At 41.9% G+C, this 24,353-nt stretch carries 22 protein-coding genes; 17 read left to right on the top strand and 5 right to left on the bottom strand.

Annotation, left to right across the window (positions count from 1 at the left end; translation table 11 throughout):
- Nucleotides 1-41: 41 nt before the first annotated feature.
- The 3 genes from NI464_RS01045 to NI464_RS01035 all read left to right on the top strand — a co-directional run bounded on the left by NI464_RS01045 (nucleotide 42) and on the right by NI464_RS01035 (nucleotide 2,244).
- The gene (locus tag NI464_RS01045; protein WP_004278767.1) at nucleotides 42-1,340 is read left to right on the top strand and encodes an ABC1 kinase family protein; all 1,299 of its coding nucleotides are present in this window, start codon (nucleotides 42-44) and stop codon (nucleotides 1,338-1,340) included.
- Nucleotides 1,341-1,469: 129 nt separating this feature from the next.
- The gene (gene folB, locus NI464_RS01040) at nucleotides 1,470-1,850 is read left to right on the top strand and encodes a dihydroneopterin aldolase (RefSeq protein ID WP_004278766.1); all 381 of its coding nucleotides are present in this window, start codon (nucleotides 1,470-1,472) and stop codon (nucleotides 1,848-1,850) included.
- Nucleotides 1,807-2,244: a 2-amino-4-hydroxy-6-hydroxymethyldihydropteridine diphosphokinase gene (locus tag NI464_RS01035; RefSeq protein WP_253137627.1), complete on the top strand. Its 438-nt coding sequence runs from the start codon at nucleotides 1,807-1,809 to the stop codon at nucleotides 2,242-2,244. The genes folB and NI464_RS01035 overlap by 44 nt, the downstream gene beginning before the upstream one ends.
- 603 nt (nucleotides 2,245-2,847) lie before the next feature.
- Here NI464_RS01035 and NI464_RS01030 read toward each other — a convergent pair.
- Nucleotides 2,848-3,549, bottom strand: a complete 702-nt coding sequence (locus tag NI464_RS01030; RefSeq protein ID WP_085064876.1) for a VIT1/CCC1 transporter family protein — start codon at nucleotides 3,547-3,549, stop codon at nucleotides 2,848-2,850.
- 282 nt (nucleotides 3,550-3,831) lie between these two features.
- Here NI464_RS01030 and NI464_RS01025 point away from each other — a divergent pair, with 282 nt between their 5' ends.
- Nucleotides 3,832-4,533, top strand: a complete 702-nt coding sequence (locus NI464_RS01025; protein ID WP_253137626.1) for a DUF1003 domain-containing protein — start codon at nucleotides 3,832-3,834, stop codon at nucleotides 4,531-4,533.
- A gap of 145 nt (nucleotides 4,534-4,678) precedes the next feature.
- Here NI464_RS01025 and coq7 read toward each other — a convergent pair whose 3' ends face one another.
- Complete coding sequence (gene coq7 / locus NI464_RS01020) at nucleotides 4,679-5,314, bottom strand: 2-polyprenyl-3-methyl-6-methoxy-1,4-benzoquinone monooxygenase (protein WP_253137625.1); 636 nt, start codon at nucleotides 5,312-5,314, stop codon at nucleotides 4,679-4,681.
- Nucleotides 5,315-5,317: 3 nt separating this feature from the next.
- Complete coding sequence (locus NI464_RS01015) at nucleotides 5,318-6,637, bottom strand: MFS transporter (protein WP_253137624.1); 1,320 nt, start codon at nucleotides 6,635-6,637, stop codon at nucleotides 5,318-5,320.
- A 174-nt stretch (nucleotides 6,638-6,811) separates the two neighbouring features.
- Between NI464_RS01015 and NI464_RS01010 the strand changes: the two genes are divergently transcribed.
- The 7 genes from NI464_RS01010 to NI464_RS00980 all read left to right on the top strand — a co-directional run bounded on the left by NI464_RS01010 (nucleotide 6,812) and on the right by NI464_RS00980 (nucleotide 16,831).
- Nucleotides 6,812-9,568, top strand: coding sequence for an autotransporter assembly complex protein TamA (locus tag NI464_RS01010; RefSeq protein WP_253137623.1), 2,757 nt, complete (start codon nucleotides 6,812-6,814; stop codon nucleotides 9,566-9,568).
- Nucleotides 9,569-9,603: 35 nt separating this feature from the next.
- Nucleotides 9,604-14,127, top strand: a complete 4,524-nt coding sequence (locus NI464_RS01005) for a translocation/assembly module TamB domain-containing protein (RefSeq protein WP_253137622.1) — start codon at nucleotides 9,604-9,606, stop codon at nucleotides 14,125-14,127.
- Between the two features lie 324 nt (nucleotides 14,128-14,451).
- Nucleotides 14,452-14,655: a hypothetical protein gene (locus tag NI464_RS01000; RefSeq protein ID WP_216986118.1), complete on the top strand. Its 204-nt coding sequence runs from the start codon at nucleotides 14,452-14,454 to the stop codon at nucleotides 14,653-14,655.
- 308 nt (nucleotides 14,656-14,963) lie between these two features.
- Nucleotides 14,964-15,233, top strand: coding sequence for a hypothetical protein (locus NI464_RS00995; protein ID WP_005263238.1), 270 nt, complete (start codon nucleotides 14,964-14,966; stop codon nucleotides 15,231-15,233).
- 157 nt (nucleotides 15,234-15,390) lie between these two features.
- Nucleotides 15,391-15,531 carry a hypothetical protein gene (locus NI464_RS00990; RefSeq protein ID WP_004645377.1) on the top strand — a complete coding sequence of 47 codons (141 nt, stop codon included), beginning with the start codon at nucleotides 15,391-15,393 and terminating at the stop codon, nucleotides 15,529-15,531.
- Between the two features lie 158 nt (nucleotides 15,532-15,689).
- Nucleotides 15,690-15,977: a hypothetical protein gene (locus tag NI464_RS00985; protein WP_191112129.1), complete on the top strand. Its 288-nt coding sequence runs from the start codon at nucleotides 15,690-15,692 to the stop codon at nucleotides 15,975-15,977.
- Nucleotides 15,978-16,630: 653 nt separating this feature from the next.
- On the top strand, nucleotides 16,631-16,831 hold the full coding sequence (locus tag NI464_RS00980; RefSeq protein WP_180037351.1) for a hypothetical protein: 201 nt from the start codon (nucleotides 16,631-16,633) through the stop codon (nucleotides 16,829-16,831).
- Between the two features lie 227 nt (nucleotides 16,832-17,058).
- Here the strand turns inward: NI464_RS00980 and xseB are convergent, their stop codons facing one another.
- Nucleotides 17,059-17,253 (bottom strand): exodeoxyribonuclease VII small subunit, encoded by a 195-nt coding sequence (gene xseB / locus NI464_RS00975; protein ID WP_005103445.1) that lies wholly within the window; start codon nucleotides 17,251-17,253, stop codon nucleotides 17,059-17,061.
- On the bottom strand, nucleotides 17,243-18,514 hold the full coding sequence (xseA, locus tag NI464_RS00970) for an exodeoxyribonuclease VII large subunit (RefSeq protein WP_180037350.1): 1,272 nt from the start codon (nucleotides 18,512-18,514) through the stop codon (nucleotides 17,243-17,245). The genes xseB and xseA overlap by 11 nt, the downstream gene beginning before the upstream one ends.
- A 350-nt stretch (nucleotides 18,515-18,864) precedes the next feature.
- Here xseA and NI464_RS00965 point away from each other — a divergent pair, with 350 nt between their 5' ends.
- The 6 genes from NI464_RS00965 (at nucleotide 18,865) to NI464_RS00940 (ending at nucleotide 24,265) form a co-directional block, all read left to right on the top strand.
- Nucleotides 18,865-19,299, top strand: a complete 435-nt coding sequence (locus NI464_RS00965; protein WP_253137621.1) for an I78 family peptidase inhibitor — start codon at nucleotides 18,865-18,867, stop codon at nucleotides 19,297-19,299.
- Nucleotides 19,300-19,375: 76 nt separating this feature from the next.
- Nucleotides 19,376-20,140, top strand: coding sequence for an IS5 family transposase (locus NI464_RS00960; protein ID WP_004645258.1), 765 nt, complete (start codon nucleotides 19,376-19,378; stop codon nucleotides 20,138-20,140).
- Nucleotides 20,141-20,271: 131 nt separating this feature from the next.
- Nucleotides 20,272-20,631, top strand: coding sequence for a hypothetical protein (locus NI464_RS00955; protein ID WP_004278748.1), 360 nt, complete (start codon nucleotides 20,272-20,274; stop codon nucleotides 20,629-20,631).
- Between the two features lie 209 nt (nucleotides 20,632-20,840).
- Nucleotides 20,841-21,110: a hypothetical protein gene (locus NI464_RS00950; protein ID WP_253137620.1), complete on the top strand. Its 270-nt coding sequence runs from the start codon at nucleotides 20,841-20,843 to the stop codon at nucleotides 21,108-21,110.
- A 297-nt stretch (nucleotides 21,111-21,407) separates the two neighbouring features.
- A complete protein-coding gene (locus tag NI464_RS00945) occupies nucleotides 21,408-24,047 on the top strand; it encodes a bifunctional aconitate hydratase 2/2-methylisocitrate dehydratase (protein WP_005106643.1) in 2,640 nt (879 codons plus the stop codon).
- 74 nt (nucleotides 24,048-24,121) lie between these two features.
- Nucleotides 24,122-24,265, top strand: a complete 144-nt coding sequence (locus tag NI464_RS00940; RefSeq protein ID WP_479272374.1) for a hypothetical protein — start codon at nucleotides 24,122-24,124, stop codon at nucleotides 24,263-24,265.
- Nucleotides 24,266-24,353: the final 88 nt, after the last annotated feature.

Genomic DNA, 24,353 nt, shown 5'->3' with positions numbered 1-24,353 from the left:
TTTTTGCTACACTGCGTTTAATTAATTTTTCCTAAGACATTATGAAAAACAATATCTGGTTAGATGGAATACGTTCAGTTGCCCGTATGGGAGAAACAGCAGTCGTTGCGGCAAAGGCGGGCTTTAAATATGCTACTGAAAAGCCGAGCAATGCCAAACTGATGCGTGAAACTTTTGAATCCTTAGGTTCAACTTATATCAAGCTGGGTCAGTTTATTGCCAGCACACCGTCGCTGTTTCCACGTGAATACGTTGAAGAATTTCAGGGTTGTCTGGATCAGACACCACGCTTGCCGTTTAGCTATATTCAGCAAGTGTTGGCTTCTGAATTTGCAGGACGTAATCTGGATGAAATCTTTGCATCAATTGACGAAACCCCATTAGCCTCTGCATCTATTGCACAGGTGCATGCGGCCAAATTGGTGTCTGGCGAAGATGTGGTGATTAAGGTACAAAAACCGGGTGTAGAGACCATTTTGTACACTGACTTGAACGTCCTACATTGGGCAACCAAGTTACTGGAAAAAGCAGTCCCTAAAGTCAAGTTTGCTTCATTGGCTGACATTGTCGAAGAAATCAAAACCCGTATGGTACGTGAAGTTGATTTTATCGAGGAAGCCCAGAATCTGGATGATTTCGTTAATTACCTGAATATCACCAACAATCAGGCAGCCACTGCACCTAAGGTTTATCATCAATATTCGACCCGTCGTGTGCTCACCATGCAGCGTTTATACGGTGTGCCTTTGACAGATTTTGAAGTGGTCAAAAAAGTATCCAAAGATCCATCTCAAGTACTTATCACTGCGATGAATACCTGGTTTGGCAGCTTGATGATGTGTAACAGTTTCCATGCCGATCTGCATGCAGGCAACCTGATGCTACTTGAAGATGGCCGTGTCGGTTTTATTGATTTCGGTATTGTCGGTCAGCTCAAGCCTGAAGTATGGACTGCCTGTATGGCATTTATGGATTCATTGCAACATACCAATTATGAGCTGATGGCGCAAAACATGCTGAAAATGGGTATGACCGCTGTGCAGATAGACACCAAAGTTTTGGCTGCTGATCTAGAGCGTTTATTCAGTGGCGTGTTGATGGCAGATCCACAGGAATTGTTAACGTCGAATCCTGCTGATCTGAACGATATCATGATGGATATGGTGGCTGTGGGTGAACGTCACGGGATCCGGTTCCCGCGTGACTTTGCCTTGCTGTTCAAGCAAATGCTGTATTTCGACCGTTTCATGCGAATTCTTGCGCCGTATACCGATATCTATGCCGATCAGCGTTTGCAGATGGTGCAAAGCATGGATCCGAATCTGCTGTTAAAGCATTAATCTTAAACTCATCTAGACTTGGAAAAATCCCTCTAAATCCCCCTTTAAAAAAGGGGGACTTTAAAAGCTCCTCCCTTTGTAAAGGAGCTTGAGAGGGATGCAGCCAGTACTAAATTTTCGAGCAATCCAATGGACGCCATTATTATTGAAGGTTTAAAAGTTGAGACAGTCGTGGGCTGCTTTAACTGGGAGCGTCAAATTATTCAGCCTTTAATGCTGGATTTGATCATTCAAACCGATTTAGAACAGGCATCAAACTCAGATGCACTTGCAGATACGTTGAATTATGCAGAAATTTGTGAGATTTCCAGTAAAGTCATTCAAGACGCCAAGCCTGAATTGATTGAACATGCAGCAAAGTTAGTGCTGAATGCACTTTTTACTACCTTTACAGCAATTGAATCGATTAATATTACGATCCGTAAGCCTGCCATTATCGCGCAAGCCAATTCTGTAGGGATACGTCTTGAACGCCACCGAAACGATTTTCGCCCTAGCATTAGCGAGTAATTGTCATCCTCAGCAACACTTTCAAGCTGCACAGCAACGTATTTCCGAATGGGGAGAAGTTCAGTTTTCTCCCATTTACATGATTCCTTGCCGGGATGGCATAGGTGCAGATTACTGGAATGCAGCGTGTTTATTGCGATGTTCAGTGTCTAGTGAAGACATGATTGAGCTGCTCAAACAACTGGAACAGGCATCAGGGCGAGTACGTCCATCCCATCAGATTACTTTGGATGTTGATTTGATTGCCTGGGGATCAGATCTTCAACATATGCAGTTTAATGAAAAAAAATTGCCCTTGGCTCTGGATGTGAAAGTGCCTATGTTTGATATCTGGCATGATGCCATGTTCGAACATGGATCACATAGCTTCCCAACAGTTGAACAGTTGATTTAAATCAAATCACCTAATTTTTTGCTAATACAATTTATCTAGTACGAATAGTTAACCAGCCTGATCAAGCAAGATCATGCTTTTTTATGATTCAATTTTTTGTTTTTAGATTAAAAGAAAACTTTAGATAAGGATAAGATGGCTCAGGTGGAGTTTAGGAATCATTTAAAAATGAAAATATTAGAAATCTTGGTTTCGGTGATTTTAATCCTTGGGATTCTTTATGTGATCCAATGGGGATTTCATGGTTTCCCAACAGGGAGTTAATATTTGATTGATTTAAAGCTCTGAAATTTATTTTAAGATCAATAAAAATCCTCAAAGTATCAAGAAATGAATCATCGCTCTTTCACTTTTTCTTGTTATAAAAAATGATCAGCAATACGATAATGATCGCCAAGATGGCAAGAATGATCGTAGTTTCCATAACAATACCTCTCAGGCATAGATCTTAGGTTTTAAGCGTCTAAATTGAAACCGAACATATATTAATTAAACTCAAGTTTTGTTAGAGCCGCTAGTTCTTTGAAAAAAACATTTTTCAGTAATGTTAATAGAAGAACCGCTCAATCCTATTCTGTGTCTAACTAAAAAATAAACACATATTTAGGCAACAGACACATTAAATAATGATCCGATCCACGCACTGAATAACATGGCGATAATTCCCCAGAGCATCACCCGAACGGCACCTCTCCAGACACTTACTCCACCAGCATAGCTTGCCAGTGCACCCATCATCCCCAAACTTAAAACGCCAATCAGCATGACGCCTTTATCCAGATAGTGTTCCGGTAAAATCATGATTGAAATTAAAGGAAATAATGATCCTACCGTAAATGCCATAGCTGAAGAAAATGCAGCGAGAAAGGGTTGGGCAGAGGTATGTGCTGAAATACCAATTTCATCCCGGGCATGGGCATCCAAGGCATTATGCTCGGTCAGCTGTTCAGCGACCTGTTGTGCCAAAGCGGGTTCCAGACCTCGTTGTATATAAATCGTTTTGAGCTCATTTAACTCATGCGTGGGATGGCGTTGCAGTTCGCGCTCTTCCATGAGTAGATCATTGGTTTCAATATCTTGCTGGGATTTAACCGAAATATATTCACCGGCCGCCATTGATGCGGCTCCAGAAATCAATCCGGCAACACAGGTCACCAATAAAATTTCTGTGGATGCTCCACTGGCTGCAATACCCACCACCAGACTGGTGACCGAAATAATTCCGTCATTTGCCCCCAGTACAGCTGCACGAAGCCAACCCGCGCGTTCGATATAATGTTTTTCAAGATGGTATGAATGGCGCACAATGAAGCCCCTTTTTTATTATCATCATGATTATAGTAAATTTAAGTCATGTATAGATAGTAGGATTGAATCGATCTGAAAATTATCTTGAATGATCTGATCATCGTGCGCTTGGCTTAGCCTTTTATCAATCCAAGATAAAATCGAAGTGAGATTCATAAGTTCAAGAAATCAGACGCACTTGATACATAATTGATTTACGAATGGTAAAAATGATTAAAGCAAATCAAATATATCGAACAAAATAATAGCTGAGTGAGCTGGTTTAAAAAGAGAATCATCATGAAAGAAAAACATGAAAGCCATAAATGCTTGGTATGCGGCAAGCACTTTCTTCTGAAAAATCTCACTCCGATGGGAACAGTCAGACAAGTCATTACCGAAGAGATTGCCAGGGATATTCCAGGCTGGACACCGCAAGATTATATTTGCCAGGCAGATTTAACCCGGTACCGCATACAGTATGTACATTCATTATTAAGTTCGGAAAAGGGTGAAGTGACTGATCTTGAGTTTGAAGTGATTGATAGCATGCATCAGCATGAACTGATTACCAAAAATGTGGAAACAACCTTAGAGCAAAAGTGGGCTTTGGGAGAAAGGCTCGCTGATAAAATTGCAACTTTTGGTGGAAGCTGGACCTTTTTGATTTGTTTTGCAATCTTTTTGAGCCTGTGGATTACGATAAATACTGTGGTGATGGTGACACGACCTGCTGATCCTTATCCATTTATTCTGTTGAATTTAATCCTGTCCTGTCTTGCGGCGATTCAGGCACCTATTATTATGATGAGCCAGAACAGACAGGAAGCAAAAGACCGCTTACGTTCGCAAAATGATTATCAGATCAATTTAAAAGCCGAGCTGGAAATCCAACACTTGCATGAAAAATTAGATCATCTGTTGCTGCATCAATGGGAACGACTGGCGCAAATTCAGGAAATCCAGCTGGACCTGCTTTCTGAAATGAGCAAAAAAGATTAAAGGAAGCTGTGGGGGAATCTCTATTATTTTATAGAGCTTATAAGTAATAAGATGACGCCATCTCTTGAGCTGATAGATACCAGTGAGGATTTCAGATGTATTAAAAAGCCCACAAAGGAGTGGGCTCGAACTGAAACCGTCTTATTTAAATAAAATAACTGGTTTTGGTCATCAACTTGGAAATGCCGGTCATGGCGATCTTGATTGGAACGGGTAAATCTACACCGCCAGCGTTTAACGCTGTATCTCGATGATGTAGTTCATCTTCATTCATCTGTTCTAGAATACGGCGAGAACGTTCATCCTGCGGTGGCAACTGGCTAATATGATGTTGTAAATGCATGCTGACTTGACGTTCTGTTTCAGCCACAAAACCCAGACTGTATTTATCGCCTGCGATCCCGGCAATTGCACCCATACCGAAGGAAAGACCGTACCAGACCGGATTGAGTAGACTGGTATGGCTATCCAGTTCTTTTAAGCGGTCTTCACACCAGGCCAGATGATCCTGTTCTTCAATCGCTGCCTGTTCCATTTCACGACGTACATTCGGGAGTTTAGCCGTCATCGCCTGACCATGGTACAGTGCCTGTGCGCAAACCTCACCACTATGATTGACCCGCATTAAACCTGCTACATGACGTGCATCACTGACCGTTAATTGTGTTTCTACCGGTTGGGCCGGATTTTCACGTTGTGCCGATGTCGTGCCCGGGACGAGACTGCGTAATGCCTGATCAAAAGAATGAATCAGCTTATCGACACCTGTATATTGACGCATGAATTAATCCTCCAAGGGTGCTTTCGCAGTTTTGATCATGGGTTTGAGTCGGAAAAGCAGCCATAAGGTAAACAGGCCACTCAATACTGCGGTAATACAAAAAAGTATTTTAAGATCAAGCTCTAAAACACTTAAAATAATAATCGAGAATATAGCAGAAGATACCATGAAAACGGCATTCAAAATGTTATTTGCTGCAACCACCCGCGCACGATGTGAGCGAGGCGAATGCGCCTGCATCATGGCATAGAGCGGAACAATATAAAAACCACCACTTATTCCGAGCAAGATGACAGCCAGCATTACATGATAATAACTCCAGCCTTGCTGAAACACTTCGGCCAGACCGATTAACTCGCCGCTACGTACTGGCACAAAGGCCAGACTTGCGGCCAGATACAGGGCAAAGATCACCAGACCAATCGCACCAAAAGGCACCATTTTGATATTGACTTCACTGCCACCAATTTTTCGGCATAAATATGAACCCAGACCAATTCCGACAGAAAAAAAGGTTAAGAGCAGACTGGCGACATTTTCAGATGCATGCAGATTTTGTAATGTCAGCTGAGGAATCTGGGTCAGATAGGTTGCACCATAAAACCAGTACCATGAATTGCCCAGTAAAATGGTAAAAACCAAAGGTAAGCCTTTGGCATACTTCAAGGTCTGCAAGCTGGTGCGAAAAAAATTCCAGTCGACTTGCAGCTCAGGTGCGGGAATGCTTTGTTTCAGGATATAGCGACTGGATATATAACCAATCAAGGCGATGCTGATGACGGTTAAACTGATCCAGATCAGGTTGCCGGCGGAAGCTGCAATGACTGCGCCGCCCAGAATCATACCGAACAGGATTGCCAGAGAAGTTCCAGACTGAAACAGGGCATTGCCGGACATCAGTTCATTCGGTTTCAGCACTTCCGGTAAAATGGCATATTTGATCGGACCAAAGAAAGTGGACTGGGTGCCCATCAGGAACAGGGCAAATAACAGAATCCATAAATTGCCCATGAGGAAACCGACAGTTCCCAGCAACATAATGGCAATTTCCAGAAGCTTGAGATAGCGAATCAGCTGTGAACGTTCGTATTTGTCGGCAATCTGACCGGCCGTGGCTGAAAAAATAAAATAGGGCAAGATAAACAGTAAAGCCGCCAGATTATTTAAAGTGCTGATGCTGGCCGATTGCTGTTGAATCCAGCCATAAGTAATGACCAGCAGTAACGCCTGTTTAAATACATTATCGTTTAATGCACCAAAAAACTGCGTCAGAAACATCGGTAAAAAGCGCCGAGAAGCTAACAAATGTTCATTTTTGTTCATATAGGCCGTGCTACATTAAGTTTTATTAAGAAATGTCAGTTATGCGTAAACATTGAGAAAAATCATGTAAGATACTTTCAGCCATGTAAAGGTAAAAACCAATTAATTAAGCTCCTTAGCTTATATTTTTCGGTCAAATAATCAATTAAAGAATGTATTCGTTTAGAGTTTGCTATGCCTGCAAAGAAAAATTTTAAAAAAACGATGCTAAATCGCAGTATGGGGCCTCTCATACCACAGCATAGTGGTATGCAGCTGTGTATGAGCATATTTTTTATGATGTTATCCCATCAGAGCATGGCACAAACTGAACAGCCCGAAACACCCGTGGCCATTTCTCAGGCAGAAATGGTGGACGAGCTATCCAAAGAAGCGATTCGTCAGGGTGTGGCCACGTCCAAAACGGAAGCGGAAGAAAAAATTGAAGAAGCCTTGGAGCCGGAAGTACCAGTTGACAGCATGTTGATGCTGGAACAACAGCAAAATGCAGGATCTGGTCTGGGTGAATTTACGCCGATCGAGTTTGATGATCTGGAAGATTTACCAGTACAGACTATTGATCAGAATATGGCCAATGAAATTTATCAGGTAGCCGAGCAAGCCAAACAGGAAGCACAAAACTATCGCAATAGTCAGACCAGTGAAACGGTGGTGGCTGATATCAGCCAGCAAGAACTGCTGGAAATTAATCAGGCACCGGTCAATGTCGACCAGTTGATGCAATCGATTCAGGCAGACAGCCAGATTATTGTGCAAAATAATGAAGCCGGATTGACCTTGCCAGAAGTGCCGGGTCAGTTGGTTGCTGAGGATGATAAACGTCCGAATCTGTTCAAACGGCTATTTTATAAAATCCGTCCTCCACGTCAGATCATGACCGCAAGAGTTCCTCGAATTAGTGCAGATGTGGTGATCATAAATGGGCAAGGTGTGGCGCAAAGCAACGGTATGCTGAATCGTAAAGATGTACCTGAAGGCCATCTGAATTTAAGAAATAATGTCAAAGCCAAATTATCCAGTTTTACCCAAGAGTCTTTTGGCGACTTTAATTCGGCTTTGCCGCAATTACGCACCTTGTCCAGACAGGCAGCGCAGGCAGTGGGTTATTATAATGCTCAGTTCAGGTTTGAAAAAATCTCTGACAGTCGGGTTCGGGTTTTTGTGACCCCAAATGAACCGGTCCTGATCAGCAGTCAAAATATTGAATTTACTGGAGAGGGTGCGGAACAGCCACAATTCCAGGTCATCAGTCTTTTGCCTGAACAGGAAGAAGGCGATATTTTCAACCATGGCAATTATGAAAAAACCAAGACACGCATTACCACAGCAGCCAATAACAACGGTTATTTTGATTCATTCTGGCGTCTGCATGATGTGAAGATTGCCCAGCCACAAAATACTGCCGATGTGAACCTGCGTTTTGAAACGGGTGAACGTTATAAATTAGGCAATGTCGAGTTCAGAATGAGCGATCCTGAAAAGGAATTTCCGCTGGACCGAGACGTACTGGAAAGTCTGGTTCCCTGGACAGATGGTGCAGATTATACCTTCTGGCGGGTGAATAGCCTGGCCAATAACCTGACCAACTCACGCTATTTCAACTATACCCTGGTGGATGCGATTCGCCCCGATCCGCTCGATAAAGAGCTGGAACTGGCACCCGATATTCAAAGCCTGATTGAAGAACAGAAACGGACTGAAGATCAGGCTGCTACGATGCAACCAGCTCGCTCAGTATCCTCTTCTCAGGAGGTAACCCAGAATGTCGTAGATGAAGACCAGTTTGCCGGTAGCCGCGATCAGGAAAGTGCAAATTTAAGAACTTTGCGGGTTGAGCAGCAAACCAAAGAGAATGAACAGGATCGTTTAAAAGTACAGGCACGGGAAGAGAAAAAGATTCCAGTGATTGTGACTTTAAATGCAGACCGTTTAAACAGTGCTGAAGTGGGTCTGGGTTATGGCACAGATACCGATATCCGTTTACGTGGTCAATATCGTCGTGCCATTGTGAACAAGCGTGGACATTCGTTTGATGCCAACATGGAGCTATCAGGTATCCGCCAATCCATTGATGGACGTTATAACATTCCCTATCACCATCCGCTGAATGACTATGTCAGTATTGTGGGGGGGTATGAGCGTGAAGAGCGTGAAGGTGTCGCACAGGGTGAAGGCCTGTTGATTGAATCGGCAGTCTTAGGTGCAGACCGGATTATCAAGAATCCACGTGGTAGCTGGCAACGGACTTTTGGCGCACGTTACCGTCTGGATCGTTTGAAGCAGGATGGTTCTGTCGACTTTAATCAGATTCCAGAAGCTTTTCGCTTTAATACCGAAGATGAACAGCAATCGCTCTTAGTCGGTTATGAAGTTTCACGTACCGAGAGCGATCGTCGGGTCAACCCAACCAAAGGCTTCAAACAGACCTATAAGATTGAACTGGGCAGCGAGGCTTTATTGTCTGATGCAGATATGGCCATTGTGAATGCAGGCTGGCGTTTTATCTATTCATTGGGTGAAAATGCAGACCATCAATTTGTTGGACGTGCCGACGCGGGCTATATTTTCACTGAAGATTTTGCCAAAGTACCGTATAACCTGAGATATTTCACCGGTGGTGACCAGAGTATCCGCGGTTTTGACTACAAGAGCCTTTCTCCGGAAATTGACGACTTTAAAGTAGGGGGTCAGGCCTTGGGCGTGGCTTCATTAGAATATAATTATCAGTTTAAGGAAGGCTGGCGTGCTGCGGTCTTTGCAGATGCCGGAAATGCCTATAATAAAGAATTCAGTAATCCGACCGAATATGGTGCGGGTGTGGGTGTGCGTTGGGCTTCACCGATTGGGCCAATACGTATAGATGTTGCGACTGGACTGTCTGATGACAATTATCCGATTCGTTTACATTTCTTTATTGGATCACAGTTATAAAACATCATTTTAAAAAATAGTTATTTGGGTAGATCATGGTCGAGAACCAACCACAGCCAGAACAACAACCACAAGATAGCGTTGTGCCGAAAAAGCGCCGTATATTCAGAAGCATCCTATTGTCGGTGCTTTTTTCGCTGATTTTTCTGCTGTCTGTGCTGGCACTACTGTTTTCGACCAATCAGGGCAGTAAATTTCTGCTGGATCAGGTGCTAGAACGCCAGCAAATTATTCAATATGAATATGAAGGCGGCAATTTATGGCGCGGGATTATTCTTAAAAATGTGCTGGTCAGCCTGAAACCGGTCGATGTCAAAATTGATCGTGCTGATGTCAAGCTAGGCTGGCGCGCGATTGTCAAAAAAGAAATTCATCTGACTGAAGCCGATGTCCTTAATCTGCAAATTATTAACAAGCGACCATCAACGGGCGAACCGTTCAAGTTTAATGCCATCCGTTTGCCTTTTATTTTGCGCGTTGACCATTTACTGCTGGATCATCTGGTGATTAAAACCCAGACCAATGCAGTCGATTTTTATAATATCGAATTAAATGAGGCACTCTGGTCCGGCACCGAATTAAATTTTGAAGATTCCCGGATGGATATGGGCTATCTGTCGGTACGTGAAGCCAGGGGTAAAATGCAGTTTGAAGGAAAATATCCGCTAGATGCCACGGGCATCGTTAATCTGCCTTCCTTAAGAGACAGCCTGAATATTCATGATATTCAGGTGCGGGCACGCGGAACACTGGACACGATTCAGGCTGGCGTAGCAACCAATACGCCTGATTTATTAACGGGTTGGGTTATCGTGCATCCGATGCGTCCTCAGGTACCAATGCGCGGCGAGTTGAAGTTCAAGGATTATCACTGGCCTATTCTGGCCGAACAGAAACTGTTTACCAAAGACGGCATTGCCGAGTTTAATGGCGATATCAAGCGTCTGGACCTGAACGTCCAGACTGACCTGATTGGGGAAAATATTCCGCAAGGGCAGTATAGTGCAGTGATGTATACCGATCTGGTCAATCAGCTGAATATTACCGATCTGAATGGTCAGTTGATGAAAGGTGCAGTTAGCCTTGCCGGGACAGTAGGCTGGAAAGACCGGGTCAGCTGGGATCTGGCTGGGCGTTTGAACGGGATTGATCCTAAACATGAACGTATTCCGCTTGTGGTTCAAGATTTCTTGCCGCCAAGTCTAGATGCCAATATCGCTTCTGCAGGTAACTTGGAAAATGGCCTGCACCTTACCGGACTGGTTGATTTCGACCGTTATGAAAGCTGGAATCTGAAGCTGGATCAAAACCCGGTCAAAGGCAATAAAGTACAACCGATGCTACTGGATGTTGCCTGGAAAAATATTGATCGCGCCGTACCTTACGTGGGCTGGCTCAGCAGTCAGTCTGGCGATGTCAAATTGGCATTGGTCGAAGGTCAGCAGAATATTCATGTGGCCACTAAAGTCGAGCAGCATGAAGAAGGACTTCTGCCTGCAGGCATGTACCAAGCTAAGCTCAATCTGAACAAGAATATCCTGAATGTTACAAGTTTTAATTATAGTGCCAATGCACAGGCAGGCAGCTTAAGTGGCAATGCACGGATTGAACTGCCACAGGAAAAACGTCAGTTAAAATGGACCGCGGTATTAAATGCCAAAAATTTGAATACTCAAAGTATTGCCGCAGCTTCACCGGTAGATCGTTTGAATGGCGAGGTTAAAGCCAATGGTTATGCGCAACCGAATCAGCAGATTATTAAACTCAATAATGTCGACCTGACCGGACGACTGGCAGAGCAAAATGAAACCGTACGTCTGACCGGTAACAGTACCATTGCCTTGTTATTCCATAATGAAAAAGCGGGTGGCGGATTTAAAGGTTACGCGGTCAATTATGATGGTGCTTTAAATGCCAGCCAGCTTAAAGCCAGTCAGGGTATGCTGAAACTGCGCGTTTCAGGCACCCCGGAAATGTTGAAGATAAATGAATTCCGTCATGATGGTGTGGCTGGCAAGATTAATGCGAGTGGTCTGGTCAATCTGGCGAATGGCATTGGCTGGGATATCAATGCATCCTTAATCCGCTTTAAGCCGCAATATTTTAATGCCAAACTGAAAGGTGAATTGTCAGGCAATGTGCAAACCCAAGGCGTTTGGTCAGATGCTTTAAAACGCATTCAGATTCAACGTTTAAATCTGGCCGGCATGCTGAATAACAAGCCAGTACGTGGTACAGGTAATTTATCGGTCATCATCAATTCAAACCAGCGCGGTTTTGTACCAGAGCAGTTTGAAGCCAATAACCTGTTCTTGTCTTATGCGAGCAACCAGATTCAGGCGACCGGTAATGCACAGAATCTTCAATTGAAAGTGAATGCGCCAGCACTGTTTGAATTGTATCCGGGCTTAAGAGGTCGTGCACAAGGCTATATCAATATGCAGGCGCAGCCGCGGTTGCAGGCTTCGGCCAACTTGTCTATCGACAATTTTGCCTTTAAAAACCTGTTTAGTGTGCAGAAAGTTCGTGTTCGCGGACAGTTGCCGACATCGCTAAGCACACCAACTTTATTGACCGCGACAATGGATCGCCTGCGTAGCGGTTCACGCGAGATTGTACGCGGTGAGATATCACTGGCCGGTACCCGTGCTGCACACATTCTCAAAGTGCAGGCAGAAAACCGCCTATCAAAATTCTTTGTACAGCTCGCCGGTGGCTTTAATGCCCAGAATAACTGGCTGGGTCAGATTCAAAAAGGTGATTTCGACTCTTTACGTGCCCGTCTGGTGCAACGTCAAAATGCAGCAGTGATTTATAACAGTGCTCAATCGGATCTGTTTGTTGGTGCTCATTGCTGGATGAGTCAGCAAAGCCAGTTGTGTTTTGATCAGCCGATTCGGGTCAACAAAACCCGTGGCAGTGCCTCTTTTATTACTCAAAACCTTGATCTGGAAGACTTCAGTGCATTCCTGCCTGATGGATTGGCATTGACGGGTAAAGTCAATGGTTATGCCAAGGCTGCTTGGGCACAAGGCGCCAAACCTAAAATCGACGCACGTCTGGTGACGCGTAATGGTGTGGTGGGCTTATCTTCTGAAGATCCAGATTATTTGGGTTCTACACTCAAATATGATGAAGTCGGGTTGGTCGCAAAAAGTGTGGCAGATGGCTTGCAGCTTCGTCTGGATGTCAAAACACCAGATATCGGAACCGGCTATGCCAATGTCATCATTGATCCATATCGGGACAGTAAACCGATGCGTGGCGAAATTGCCTTTAACCAGGTACAGCTCAAGGTCTTTAAGCCATTTATTCAGGACATCCGTAATCTGGACGGGATTTTATCTTATGCCGGAAAAATTAGCGGAACTTTAACGGATCCTTTGCTTGAAGGTGAGGTTCGGGTTAAAGATGCTTCGATTAGCATGATCTCCTTACCAGTGAATCTGACCAATGTACAACTTTATTCATCCATACGTCAGAATTCTGCCAGCATCAATGGCGCATTTAACAGTGGTCGTGGTGTGGGTAAATTAACCGGATCGGTCGACTGGAAAGGCGATCCGCGAGTGCAGTTAAAACTGCAAGGTGATAATCTGCTGATTCGTCAGGCCCCTTTAATTACCGCTGTGGTGACACCTGATTTGACCCTGGACATGTATCCATTTAATAAAAAACTGAGTCTGAGTGGCACAGTCGATGTACCACGTGCGCTGATTTCAATGCCTGAAGCCTCAGAACCTGTAGTCGGTTTATCTTCAGATGTACGTGTCGTGCGTGAAGGTGATGATCAGCTAGCGATCTTGAAGTCTGCACGTCCTTGGGATATCCGTGCAGATGTCGCCGTTTCTTTAGGGAATCAGGTGATCTTTCAGGGCTTTGACAGTCGTATTCCACTCTTGGGTCGAGTCAATCTGTCACAGCGGGGGCTGGAAACCGCAATGCGTGCCAATGGTGCAATTGGGGTATCACAACGAGTGAAAATCGAAGCCTATGGCCAAAGTCTGGACCTGAATCGTGCTATCGCCCGTTTTAATGGTGAACTTACTAATCCGACACTGGACATTGATGCTAATAAATCGGTTCAGGGTAGTACGGTCGGGGTACGGGTAACAGGGACGGCATCGAGTCCAAGTATTCAGATTTATAATGATGCGGGCTTGTCAGAACAGGAAGCCTTGAATGCCTTGATTACCGGTCGTGTTAATGAGGGTGTATCTGGTTTAAGCCAGGCTGAAGGATTTAGATCCGATGTGAATAATACGATCGCTGCTGCGGGGATTAGTCTGGGCTTGGGTAGCACCCGCGCACTGACCAACCAGATCGGGCGCAGTTTTGGCTTAACTGGTCTAGCTCTGGATGCTCAAGGTACAGGAGATGATACCCAGGTTTCTGTGACCGGTTATATTACGCCGGATTTATATCTGCGCTATGGGGTCGGGGTATTCACACCAGTGAATAAGCTGACTTTACGTTATCAGGTAAATCAGCGTCTGTATTTAGAAGCGAGTCAGTCTTTAGAGCGTGCGATTGACTTGTTCTATAACTGGCGATTCTAATCCGAATAAAAAAGCCCTAATTTTAGGGCTTTTTTATTATGAGACAGCACACAGATTTTATTGGCTATAAAGTAGATTGATGTATTAGTCAGCAGAAGCATTGATATCTAAATTCAATCCCTATCCATATATGACAATAGAGTTACGAGTAGAGAAAGAACTTAGGGGCAGCTTTTATGCTGAAGAAAACTGCTCGTCGCATGAGTCAGCTATCACATATAGAAAATCAATTAAAACATGCAATAACAGACTGAAAATCAATAAACCCATAATAAAAATAGGTGTATATTGAAAATACGATTTCACGCATAAGAGCATCTTCGCATGTCGACTAAATTTATCATCCGTTTTGCTGCGATTCTATTTTCTGTACTTATTTTGACTGCATTAGCCATTCAATTTTTCTTTAAATCTGATGTAACCGTAGTTCTATGGATTTTCGCTGTACCTTTCATTTTGGGCATTCCAATTTTGGCTTCTATTGTATTGACCACCAATGATGAACTTGATATTCATAGCGTTAATTAGGCTTGAACCTTAAAGTGACGTATTTAAAAACATCTGATCTTTGCTGATAGAGCAGCTGACATTTGCACTTTGTTCGATAAAACAGACCTTATTTTAGAGCAATGCCAGTCAGTTAAGCATGCATTAGAAAATGTAGTAAAAGTGAGTGTATATTTACGCTCATTTTTTTATCAGGTTATTCCAGAATTTGGATTTAACTCTCAAATCATCATGATTTACATAAACTCTAAGAAATAAGGGAATATTCTTATCATTATTCATTCAAAATAGGTCTTCATCATAAAACTCATCATTTTAGAGAAAACAGAATGCCTAAAAATAATTATCTACCAGCTCTAGAACAAGTTTATGACTTTTTAAAGGAACGACCAGGTTTTAAGGATAAAAGTGAATTTGATAAAGCGGTAGAATATTTTAGAACTCTACATGAAAGTGATCCTCTGGATTTCAGAGTTCAAGCACCGAATACTGTCGCTGGAAAATTTGGTGCTAAAGAAACTATAAATTTAGGGTCTATGCCAGAATTCAGTAATAAGGAAAATTTCCTTAACTGGATAGATACGCAAATTAACCACTAGTTGAAAGACTTTAAGCAAACGCATCATACGGCAGGTTTTCATTTATTATTCATACATTCATTAACATGTAGTACAGAAAACAATCGAAACTGAGTTGGAAAACTACAAATTTGAATGATAACTTTGTATTCAAATCTTCCCAGTAAAGAGGTGAGCAATGAAGTTGTTGACTTTGGTTGGTATGGGAGTAGCAGCGAGTTATTGTTATAAAACTATGAAAAATGGCAAGCTTGCTCTTTCAAAACCTGACTTTGATGAAAGTGTAAAACGATTTGTACTGCAAGAATTTGCAGCTTAGTCTTCACGATATATTTCCCAAAAAGGCTCATCGAATGATGGGCTTTTTTATTTTCTAAAAACTTATAATTTTAATATTCAGATTAAAAGCAGTTTAATTATAGCCACCATGTTATAAACCTACTTCGTGATCTATTTTAAATAATTAAATGAGAGCTAATGGATGATGAAGATGGAAATGAATGGTGCGAGCTTATATATTCTGAAGCCTTGAGAATATATAAACCAACAAAATACAACACAGTCAACAAACTGAGATTCTTTGCGCTGATTTTAGAATTATTCGCAGAAATGCAGCATGAGGATGCAATGATTCAAGTAAAGGCCGTGAATGTGAAACTTAAATTGAGATCTAAAAATTACATTTTTTGGGTGTTTGAAATGCCTGATTTTCAGGATAAGACGTTATTTTTAACTTATATGTCTAGTAAATTAAGTCAGCTATAAGGTGCCGTTGAAGGTTAAAATCGTCAATCAATTTAACAAGTATAGTTATTTTTTATAAAACGATAGTTTCTTTATATAATGCTGGGATATTTATATATTTTTATCAATAACTTAATTATTCTCTAGTCGTTGCTCACTTTGACAACATACCTAAATCAGCGCAAAAGTGATAAAGGGGAAGGCTCATCGAAAGATGGGCTTTTTTAATATGTATAGCTTACTGAACGAAAAGTAACTTAAAGCAAATGTAAGAAAACAGTTTATTAATACTCTCTATACTTTATTGGTAAATTCACAGTGCTATATTCATTTTGCAAAAACAAGAAGACGCAAATAATACGAAGAAAATGACTACAGCACTAGCCCGCTTATTTGAAAAAGTAAGCGGGCTTTTTAATTGAAAAATTAATGTAATATTATGCTAATGTATAAATTATAAGTTTATATATAATGCATGAATAGATTCTATCGCTGTAGTTTCTTTCCAATTTCAGCCTCCTTCCCTAAGGAGGCATTTTTTTGTCGATAGGAAAGTAATGTTCCAATTCCTATTATGTTTATTCAGTTACACAAATGATCATCGTTGACTATTGAATGAATCTTTCAAATATTTGAGCATGATATTTTATTGGTTAAATAAGAGATGGATCGCCATGATAGATGAAGAAAAGCCTTTGAACTTTGACGACGATAGTGAACCTCAGGATTTCGAAGATGAAGAATTTATCGATGATAAGAAAGAGGATGAAATGTACAATGCTATTACCAAAGATGGGTCAAGTGTTGATCCTGCGGATGATGGGACGCGTCATATTCGCCCTGAAGACGGTGATCCTATAGAAATTGAAGAGTAATAAAAAGCCCAATTCAATATTGGGCTTTTATCGTCTGGTGGATGAGAATGAAAATACAATATTTCCCATTTAGAATTGGGCGGATTGATCAAAATCCCCATCTAGAAAATTTAAATAGTCATTGAAATGATTTTTTTCACTTAATAAAAAAGCCCCCATGAATGAGAGCTTTTATGTCAACTCAATCTAGCAGAATAGTCTAAGCTAATATTTGAAATGACATCCAATTAATCTTTAAAAGTATCATTTAACGCAGTTTGAACTGCTTCAACCCGTGCCTTGCAAGCTTTATAGGCGGTCATGGATTCTTCCACGATTTTCATCAAGTTATCAATATCCGGTTCTTGCTGAGATTCGAGCAATTCCGCATTCTTTTTCAAGATGTCATAGCCTTGTTGGAAGCTCAAAGTATCATGATTCATGAGGAAGTACCTGTATAAGTTGTGCTGAAAAAATGCCGTCATGTAATTCGACTTCAACCAGATCGCTGGACTGAATCTGTTGAATAGAGGCAACCACATGTTCTTGCTGGCGCACGATGGCATAACCCTTGGATAAAACATGTTTAGGATTTTGTAGTAGCGTTTCCCGCATCAGGGCATCAAGCTGCTGATTAATCAGCTGGGTATGCTGCTGGGCCAGACTGGTAGTATTGGCCTTGATCTGTTGCAGACGTTGCAGCGCATCCATAATCTGGTTGTTGGCCAGACTTTGAATCAGTTTCAAAAATTGATCATTCTGATTTTGATAAGCTTGAATCTGTTGCTGGGATAAACGCTGAATGCGCTGTAGATAATTCAGAATATCCTGGGTCAGTTCAAAGATATGATTGCGGATTCCGGCAATGGCTTTACTCGGAGTATCAAAGGAGCGATGCGCAATCTCATCCAGAATGGTACGGTCTTTTTCATGCCCGATGCCGACCCAGACCGGTACCGAACGTTTACAGAGCAGGGCAGCCAGATCATAATCATTCAAATAAGCCAGATCATTGACTGCGCCACCACCTCGTATAATCACAATCAGATCCGGTGCGGTATTATAAGTCTGTGCCCATTGTTTGAGCGCTTGTGCCAGACTGTACATAATACTTTGCGGGGCGGTATTTCCCTGAAAAGTCGCACTGTGATAGATAAACTCACACACCTGCGCACGCTGCAGTGCATCGGCATCTTTTTTAAAATCTCCCAGGCCTGCTGCATTTTCGGGAGCAATCACCAGAATCCGGTTCAGGTCAAAAGGGCTGGGCAAGTTTCTATTGCGCTGAATCAGTCCTTCAGTCGTCAACCGCTCAACAATCTGCTGATAACGCCGGGCAATATCTCCCAGAGTATAGCCTGAGTCAATTTCAACGATATTTAAAGAAAAACCATACTGCGGATCGAAATTAGCTTTGACTTTAATCAGCACTTTCAAATCACGACTCAGCTCAATTCCGCTTTCACGTTCAAACTGCGTGACAATTTTCTGGGCACTGAATTTCCAGATAGTCGCTCGGCAACTGGCGATGACCTGATCACTGTCGGCTTCTTTTTCTGCCAGCTCCAGATAATAATGGCCGGCTTTAATACTTAGATTACGAATCTCGGCTTTAACCCATACCGGTGTATCGAAAGTGAGTTTGACCACTTCCTGAACTGTAGCAAGATATTCCCTGAGGGAGAGTTGAGGATCGTCTGTCATGCCAATAGAAAGTTTAAAATTCAATCAAATATTAAATCAATCCAGCACATATCACAAATCTAAAAGTGAAGTCATATTTGAATTATGTAATGACAATGCAATGCTATTGAAATGCATAATCACTTAGTTCAGGCGATTTATCCGGAATTTTCGTATTTTGTAGAGGTTCTTCTCTTCTGTTTATCTTTTTTATTGAAAAAGTTTATAGCGTTGAAGTCGTTAATTCACAAAGATGTTATTTCCATTCTTTAATGAAAAGGCACGGTTAAAAATGTACACAGACTTGTGTCTGGCAAGAACAAGGAAATATGCTAAATTGGTGAAGAATTATTGAAGAAGAATAGGCTCTCATGAAAAAAACAATGCTGTTCGGTTTGCTGGCTGTTGCTTTAAGTGCATGTACCACCACGCCGCAATCTGGGACGGAAGCTCCTAAAATAGGTTCAGCGAATCCTGCAAGCGCTTATTGTGTCAATCAGGGTGGCAAGCTTGAGATTCGTACTGAAAGCAATGGTCAGGTCGGATATTGCCATTTAAAGAATGGTCAGGTGGTTGAGGAGTGGGAATTACTACACATGAATCAACCTAAATGTATTGCTGATCAGACGACAGCGTTGGTCGGTCAGTCTAATTTGACTGAAGCGCAAATTAAGCAGAAAACCAAGGCACAAATTGTACGTATGGTCGAACCGGGTCAAGCGGTGACTATGGATTATCGCGAAGAAAGAGTGACTGTAACCGTAGATCCTGCAAGCAAAAAAATTATTCAGGCCTCATGTGGTTAGGGTCTGTTGACATTTACTGTTCAAAAAAATAGCGAGAAAGTAAAATTTAATCGCCAAACTAAATTTACTTCTCGCTATGCCTCGTACAATGCTGAATGATCAACACTGGTCTAAGTTACTTTCTATTTTCCGAAATTTTGATATCTATTTCAAATCTAATTTGAGAAATTTTGTCGAAGCAATACTTTATAGAATAAGAACAGGCTGCCCATGGCGTGATTTGCCTAAAGAATTTGGTTCGTATAACTCAATCTTTAAAAAATATAATCGTTGGTGTAAAAATGATAAATTAATGAAAATATTTAAATTAATTTCTTCAAGTGCTGATATGGAATGGGTTTTTATTGATGGTAGTCATGTTCGGGCACACCAACATTCTGCTGGAATAAAAGATCAGGATATTTCTAAAAGCATTGGTGGAAATAGTTCTAAAATACACTTAGCTGTTGATGCGGATGGCAATCCAATCGAAATTATTATCTCCGATGGAACGATACATGATGTCAAGATTGCTCCTAAAATGATTGAAAAACTTGATTTGAGTGAAACGGAAGTATGTTGTGCAGACAAAGGATATGACTCTGAATCATTAAGAGAACAAATATCTGCGAAAAAAACTAAAGCGAATATTCCAAGAAAATCAAATACTCAGTCAAATAATGATCATATGGATTGGTATTTATATAAAATCAGACACTTAGTTGAGAATGCATTTTGTAGGTTAAAGCAGTTCAGAGGAATAGCAACACGATATGATAAGCTAAAGTGTAGCTATGAGGGGGCAGTTGCATTAGCTTGTATATTTATTTGGCTACCTTTATCGGGTAAATTCTATACTTGAAATGTCAACAGACCCTAATCACACAAAATGAAAAAGCCCATAAGTGGGCTTTTTTTAATTCCATACAACTGGCATTTTGAAATGACAAATCTTCCTCGATCTTTTATATTGCCCCTCGGAAGGAGAAATTCATGAAAAAGTTATTGGCTTTATCGTTTATGCTGGCGCTGGCCGGTTGTGCCGAGAAGAAACCCTTAACCCCTGAAGAGCAGTGGCAAGGTTATTGTCGAAGTGTTGGAAATGCGGCGCGTACTATTATGCTGGATCGTCAGAACGCGATTGAGAAAGAAAAAGCAATCGAGCATGCCAACAAGATCGACGATGAAACCACCAAAGGTTTTATCCTGAATATTATTGATGAAGTCTATGCAATTCCAGCCGAAGAGATTAAGGGAGATGTAAAAGCAGCACGTGAAAAAGTCCGTGCTGAATTTACTGCAAAGTGTATTGCGACACCGCATGATGAATTACCAGATTACAAACCGTTCTAAGGGACGGTTTTTTTATATCTGGATAAAATTATCCAACCCATATTTCCCATTAAACGTATTTAAATATACGCATCTTCAAAAGACCGAATAATAAAAATAGCCTAAGAAAAATGCACACTTTGTGACAATTTCTAAATCTAAAATATAGAAATACTTATCTTTATATTGAATAATGAATTTAACTCCAATTAACCGAGGAGTAGCACAATATGGAAGTCGTAAGATATTTGCATCATTCTGATCTGCTGCTGGAAGATGAAGAAGGTGTGGTCATTATTGGCAGCAGTCGCTATGTACTCAGCGTCGGTGACAAAGTCGTTTTAAAGAAGATGCTAGAACAAGATAAAAAGCTTTATCAGGTTGATATTTCCTTTGCCAGCAATAATCACAGTACCACCTATGAAGATGAATGCGTGGTGAAATTCCAAGGCTGCCGAGACTCATATCAGCAGTATTTAAACTCGACCACTGTACACTAAGGTGGAGTATCTTTTTAACTTCAAATCAGGCAACATCACGGTTGCCTTTTTTATGCATTAAATTCAGTTAAAAGGGCCTATTTATGGGCTTGTTTCGTGTGGTGTAAGCTGGAACTGATTATGGAATAATCATTAAGAGCATCATTTAGTTATAAAATAACGAGCATCACGAAGAAACACTTGAGTTGCATTAACTTTTAACTGGAAATTTAGTAAAATTTCGGAGTCCATATTATTTATGAAGCTTGGAATAAGCAGGAATTCATAAGTAATTTTTTAAAAAAGAGGAATAACACTGTGCTAGAAGCTTACCGCCAACACGTTGAAGAACGTGCCGCACTCGGAGTCCCACCGAAGCCACTTGACGATGCCCAAACAGCTGCATTAGTTGAACTACTAAAAAACCCGCCAGCTGGTGAAGAAGCATACTTGGTAGATTTGCTTGAAAACCGTGTACCAGCAGGTGTTGACCAAGCTGCATATGTAAAAGCTGCGTTCTTAGCTGCATTGGCAAAAGGCGAAGCAACCTCTCCACTCGTTTCTAAAGAACGTGCTGTTTACTTACTAGGTACTATGCTTGGTGGTTATAACGTAGCACCTTTAGTTGAACTTTTAGACAATGCTGAGCTTGCTGAACTTGCAGCTGAAGCATTGAAAAAAACGCTTCTTGTATTTGATGCATTCCATGACGTTGCTGATAAAGCAAAAGCTGGTAACGCAAATGCTCAAGCAGTTATGCAGTCTTGGGCTGACGCTGAATGGTTCACTAGCCGTAAAGACGTTCCTGAAGAAATCAAACTGACCGTTTTCAAAGTAACTGGCGAAACCAATACTGACGACTTGTCACCTGCACAAGACGCTTGGAGCCGTCCAGACATTCCATTGCACGCAAATGCAATGTTGAAAAACGTACGTGACGGGATCAATCCAGAAGTTCCTGGTGAAGTGGGTCCACTTAACCAGATTAAAGAATTGATCGCGAAAGGCAACCAGGTTGCTTACGTGGGGGACGTTGTTGGTACAGGTTCATCTCGTAAATCTGCAACTAACTCTGTACTTTGGTTCTTCGGTGATGACATTCCGCACATCCCGAACAAAAAAGACGGTGGTTACTGCCTAGGTTCTAAAATCGCTCCAATTTTCTTCAACACGATGGAAGATGCTGGTGCGTTACCGATCGAGATCGATGTTGCTAACATGAACATGGGCGACGAAATCGTTCTTAAGATCGATCACGCTGCTGCTAAAGTAACTGCGTTCAAAGACGGCGCGCAAATCGCTGAAGCTGAACTTAAAACTCCAGTACTTCTAGACGAAGTACGTGCTGGCGGTCGTATTAACCTGATCGTTGGTCGTGGTTTGACGACTAAGGCTCGTGAAGCTTTAGGTCTTCCAGTATCTACAATGTTCCGTACTCCGGTTCAACCTGCTGCAACTGGCAAAGGTTTCACTCAAGCTCAGAAGATGGTTGGTCGCGCTTGTGGTCTTCCTGAAGGTCAAGGCGTACTTCCAGGTACTTACTGTGAACCTAAGATGACTACTGTTGGTTCGCAAGATACAACAGGTCCAATGACGCGTGACGAATTGAAAGACTTGGCTTGCCTAGGTTTCTCTGCTGACCTTGTTATGCAATCTTTCTGTCATACAGCTGCGTATCCAAAACCAGTTGACGTTCAAATGCAACACTCGCTTCCCGATTTCATCATGAACCGTGGTGGTGTGTCTTTACGCCCAGGTGACGGTATTATTCACTCTTGGTTAAACCGTATGCTTCTTCCAGATACTGTTGGTACTGGTGGTGACTCGCATACTCGTTTCCCAATCGGTATTTCATTCCCGGCGGGTTCTGGTCTTGTAGCGTTCGCTGCAGCAACTGGTGTTATGCCATTAGACATGCCTGAATCTGTACTTGTGAAGTTCAAAGGTAAAATGCAGCCTGGTATCACTCTACGTGACCTTGTACATGCAATTCCTTACTACGCAATTAAGGAAGGTGACTTAACTGTAGAGAAGAAAGGTAAGAAAAACATCTTCTCTGGTCGTATCCTTGAGATCGACTTAACAGAAATGGAAACTGACCTGACTGTTGAGCAAGCATTCGAACTTTCTGATGCTTCTGCTGAACGTTCAGCTGCTGGTTGTTCTATTACGCTTTCTGAAGAGAAAGTTGCTGAATACCTTCGTTCAAACATCACCATGTTGAAGTGGATGATTTCTGAAGGTTATGGCGATGCGCGTACTATGGCTCGTCGTGTTGAGAACATGGAAAAATGGTTGGCTAACCCAAGCCTGATCAAAGCGGATGCTGATGCTGAATACACCAAAGTGTATGAAATTGATCTTGCAGACATCAAAGAACCTATTCTTTGCTGCCCGAACGATCCAGATGATGCGAAACTTCTTTCTGATGTTCAAGGCGCGAAAATTGACGAAGTATTCGTTGGTTCTTGTATGACGAACATCGGTCACTTCCGTGCGACTGGTAAATTGTTAGAGAAAGTTCCTGGTGGTGCGTTGTCAACTCGTTTGTGGATTGCTCCACCTACGCGTATGGACGAACATCAGTTGATGGAAGAAGGTTTCTATAACATTTATGGTAAAGCTGGCGCGCGTACTGAAATGCCAGGTTGTTCATTATGTATGGGTAACCAAGCACGTGTAGCGCCGAACACGACTTGTGTATCGACTTCTACTCGTAACTTCCCGAACCGTTTAGGTCAAGGTGCTAACGTTTACTTGGCTTCTGCTGAACTTGCTTCTGTTGCTGCTGTATTGGGTAAATTACCTTCTCCAGAAGAATACCAACAGTACGCAGCTCAAATTGACAGCATGTCAGCTGACATCTATCAATACTTAAGCTTTGACAAGATGAGCGAATATACTAACGCTGCTAAAGACGTTGATACCAAGAAAATTGCTGCTGCTCAGTTGACTTAATTCTTTGTTGATTAAGCAAGAAGCGGTATAAGATAAGGGCTGAGTAATCAGCCCTTATTTTTTTGGAGTTAATAATGTCATCATTAGGGCATATGGAAAAAAGAAAAATTGAAAAAATTTTAGGCATGGAATCTGGTTATGTTTTAAATTTTAGCGATAAGACATTCGCGGAATTTTTCTCTGATCTCAATATAGATATTACAAATCAAAAATACTAGATCTCTTGCGAAAGTTAATTTAAGAGCGTCCAGTTCACCATTCCAGCAATTAAATTCATTCTTAGACCAAATCGTTTCCGTCTATTTC

This window comes from Acinetobacter lwoffii (genome assembly GCF_024129685.1).
Taxonomy (GTDB): Bacteria; Pseudomonadota; Gammaproteobacteria; order Pseudomonadales; family Moraxellaceae; genus Acinetobacter; species Acinetobacter lwoffii_X.
This window is presented reverse-complemented; position numbering and strand designations above follow the sequence as displayed.

Excerpts from the sequence above, each read along its gene's own strand:
- xseA (WP_180037350.1), bottom strand. The coding sequence starts at position 18,514 with ATGACAGACGATCCTCAACTCTCCCTCAGGGAATATCTTGCTACAGTT.
- NI464_RS00980 (WP_180037351.1), top strand. The coding sequence starts at position 16,631 with ATGATAGATGAAGAAAAGCCTTTGAACTTTGACGACGATAGTGAACCT.
- NI464_RS00960 (WP_004645258.1), top strand. The coding sequence starts at position 19,376 with ATGCCTCGTACAATGCTGAATGATCAACACTGGTCTAAGTTACTTTCT.
- NI464_RS01005 (WP_253137622.1), top strand. The coding sequence starts at position 9,604 with ATGGTCGAGAACCAACCACAGCCAGAACAACAACCACAAGATAGCGTT.
- NI464_RS01010 (WP_253137623.1), top strand. The coding sequence starts at position 6,812 with ATGCCTGCAAAGAAAAATTTTAAAAAAACGATGCTAAATCGCAGTATG.
- NI464_RS01000 (WP_216986118.1), top strand. The coding sequence starts at position 14,452 with ATGTCGACTAAATTTATCATCCGTTTTGCTGCGATTCTATTTTCTGTA.
- NI464_RS01025 (WP_253137626.1), top strand. The coding sequence starts at position 3,832 with ATGAAAGAAAAACATGAAAGCCATAAATGCTTGGTATGCGGCAAGCAC.
- NI464_RS00950 (WP_253137620.1), top strand. The coding sequence starts at position 20,841 with ATGGAAGTCGTAAGATATTTGCATCATTCTGATCTGCTGCTGGAAGAT.
- NI464_RS00940 (WP_479272374.1), top strand. The coding sequence starts at position 24,122 with ATGTCATCATTAGGGCATATGGAAAAAAGAAAAATTGAAAAAATTTTA.
- NI464_RS01015 (WP_253137624.1), bottom strand. The coding sequence starts at position 6,637 with ATGAACAAAAATGAACATTTGTTAGCTTCTCGGCGCTTTTTACCGATG.
- folB (WP_004278766.1), top strand. The coding sequence starts at position 1,470 with ATGGACGCCATTATTATTGAAGGTTTAAAAGTTGAGACAGTCGTGGGC.
- xseB (WP_005103445.1), bottom strand. The coding sequence starts at position 17,253 with ATGAATCATGATACTTTGAGCTTCCAACAAGGCTATGACATCTTGAAA.
- NI464_RS00990 (WP_004645377.1), top strand. The coding sequence starts at position 15,391 with ATGAAGTTGTTGACTTTGGTTGGTATGGGAGTAGCAGCGAGTTATTGT.
- NI464_RS00955 (WP_004278748.1), top strand. The coding sequence starts at position 20,272 with ATGAAAAAGTTATTGGCTTTATCGTTTATGCTGGCGCTGGCCGGTTGT.
- NI464_RS00985 (WP_191112129.1), top strand. The coding sequence starts at position 15,690 with ATGGATGATGAAGATGGAAATGAATGGTGCGAGCTTATATATTCTGAA.
- NI464_RS00965 (WP_253137621.1), top strand. The coding sequence starts at position 18,865 with ATGAAAAAAACAATGCTGTTCGGTTTGCTGGCTGTTGCTTTAAGTGCA.
- NI464_RS00995 (WP_005263238.1), top strand. The coding sequence starts at position 14,964 with ATGCCTAAAAATAATTATCTACCAGCTCTAGAACAAGTTTATGACTTT.
- NI464_RS01045 (WP_004278767.1), top strand. The coding sequence starts at position 42 with ATGAAAAACAATATCTGGTTAGATGGAATACGTTCAGTTGCCCGTATG.
- coq7 (WP_253137625.1), bottom strand. The coding sequence starts at position 5,314 with ATGCGTCAATATACAGGTGTCGATAAGCTGATTCATTCTTTTGATCAG.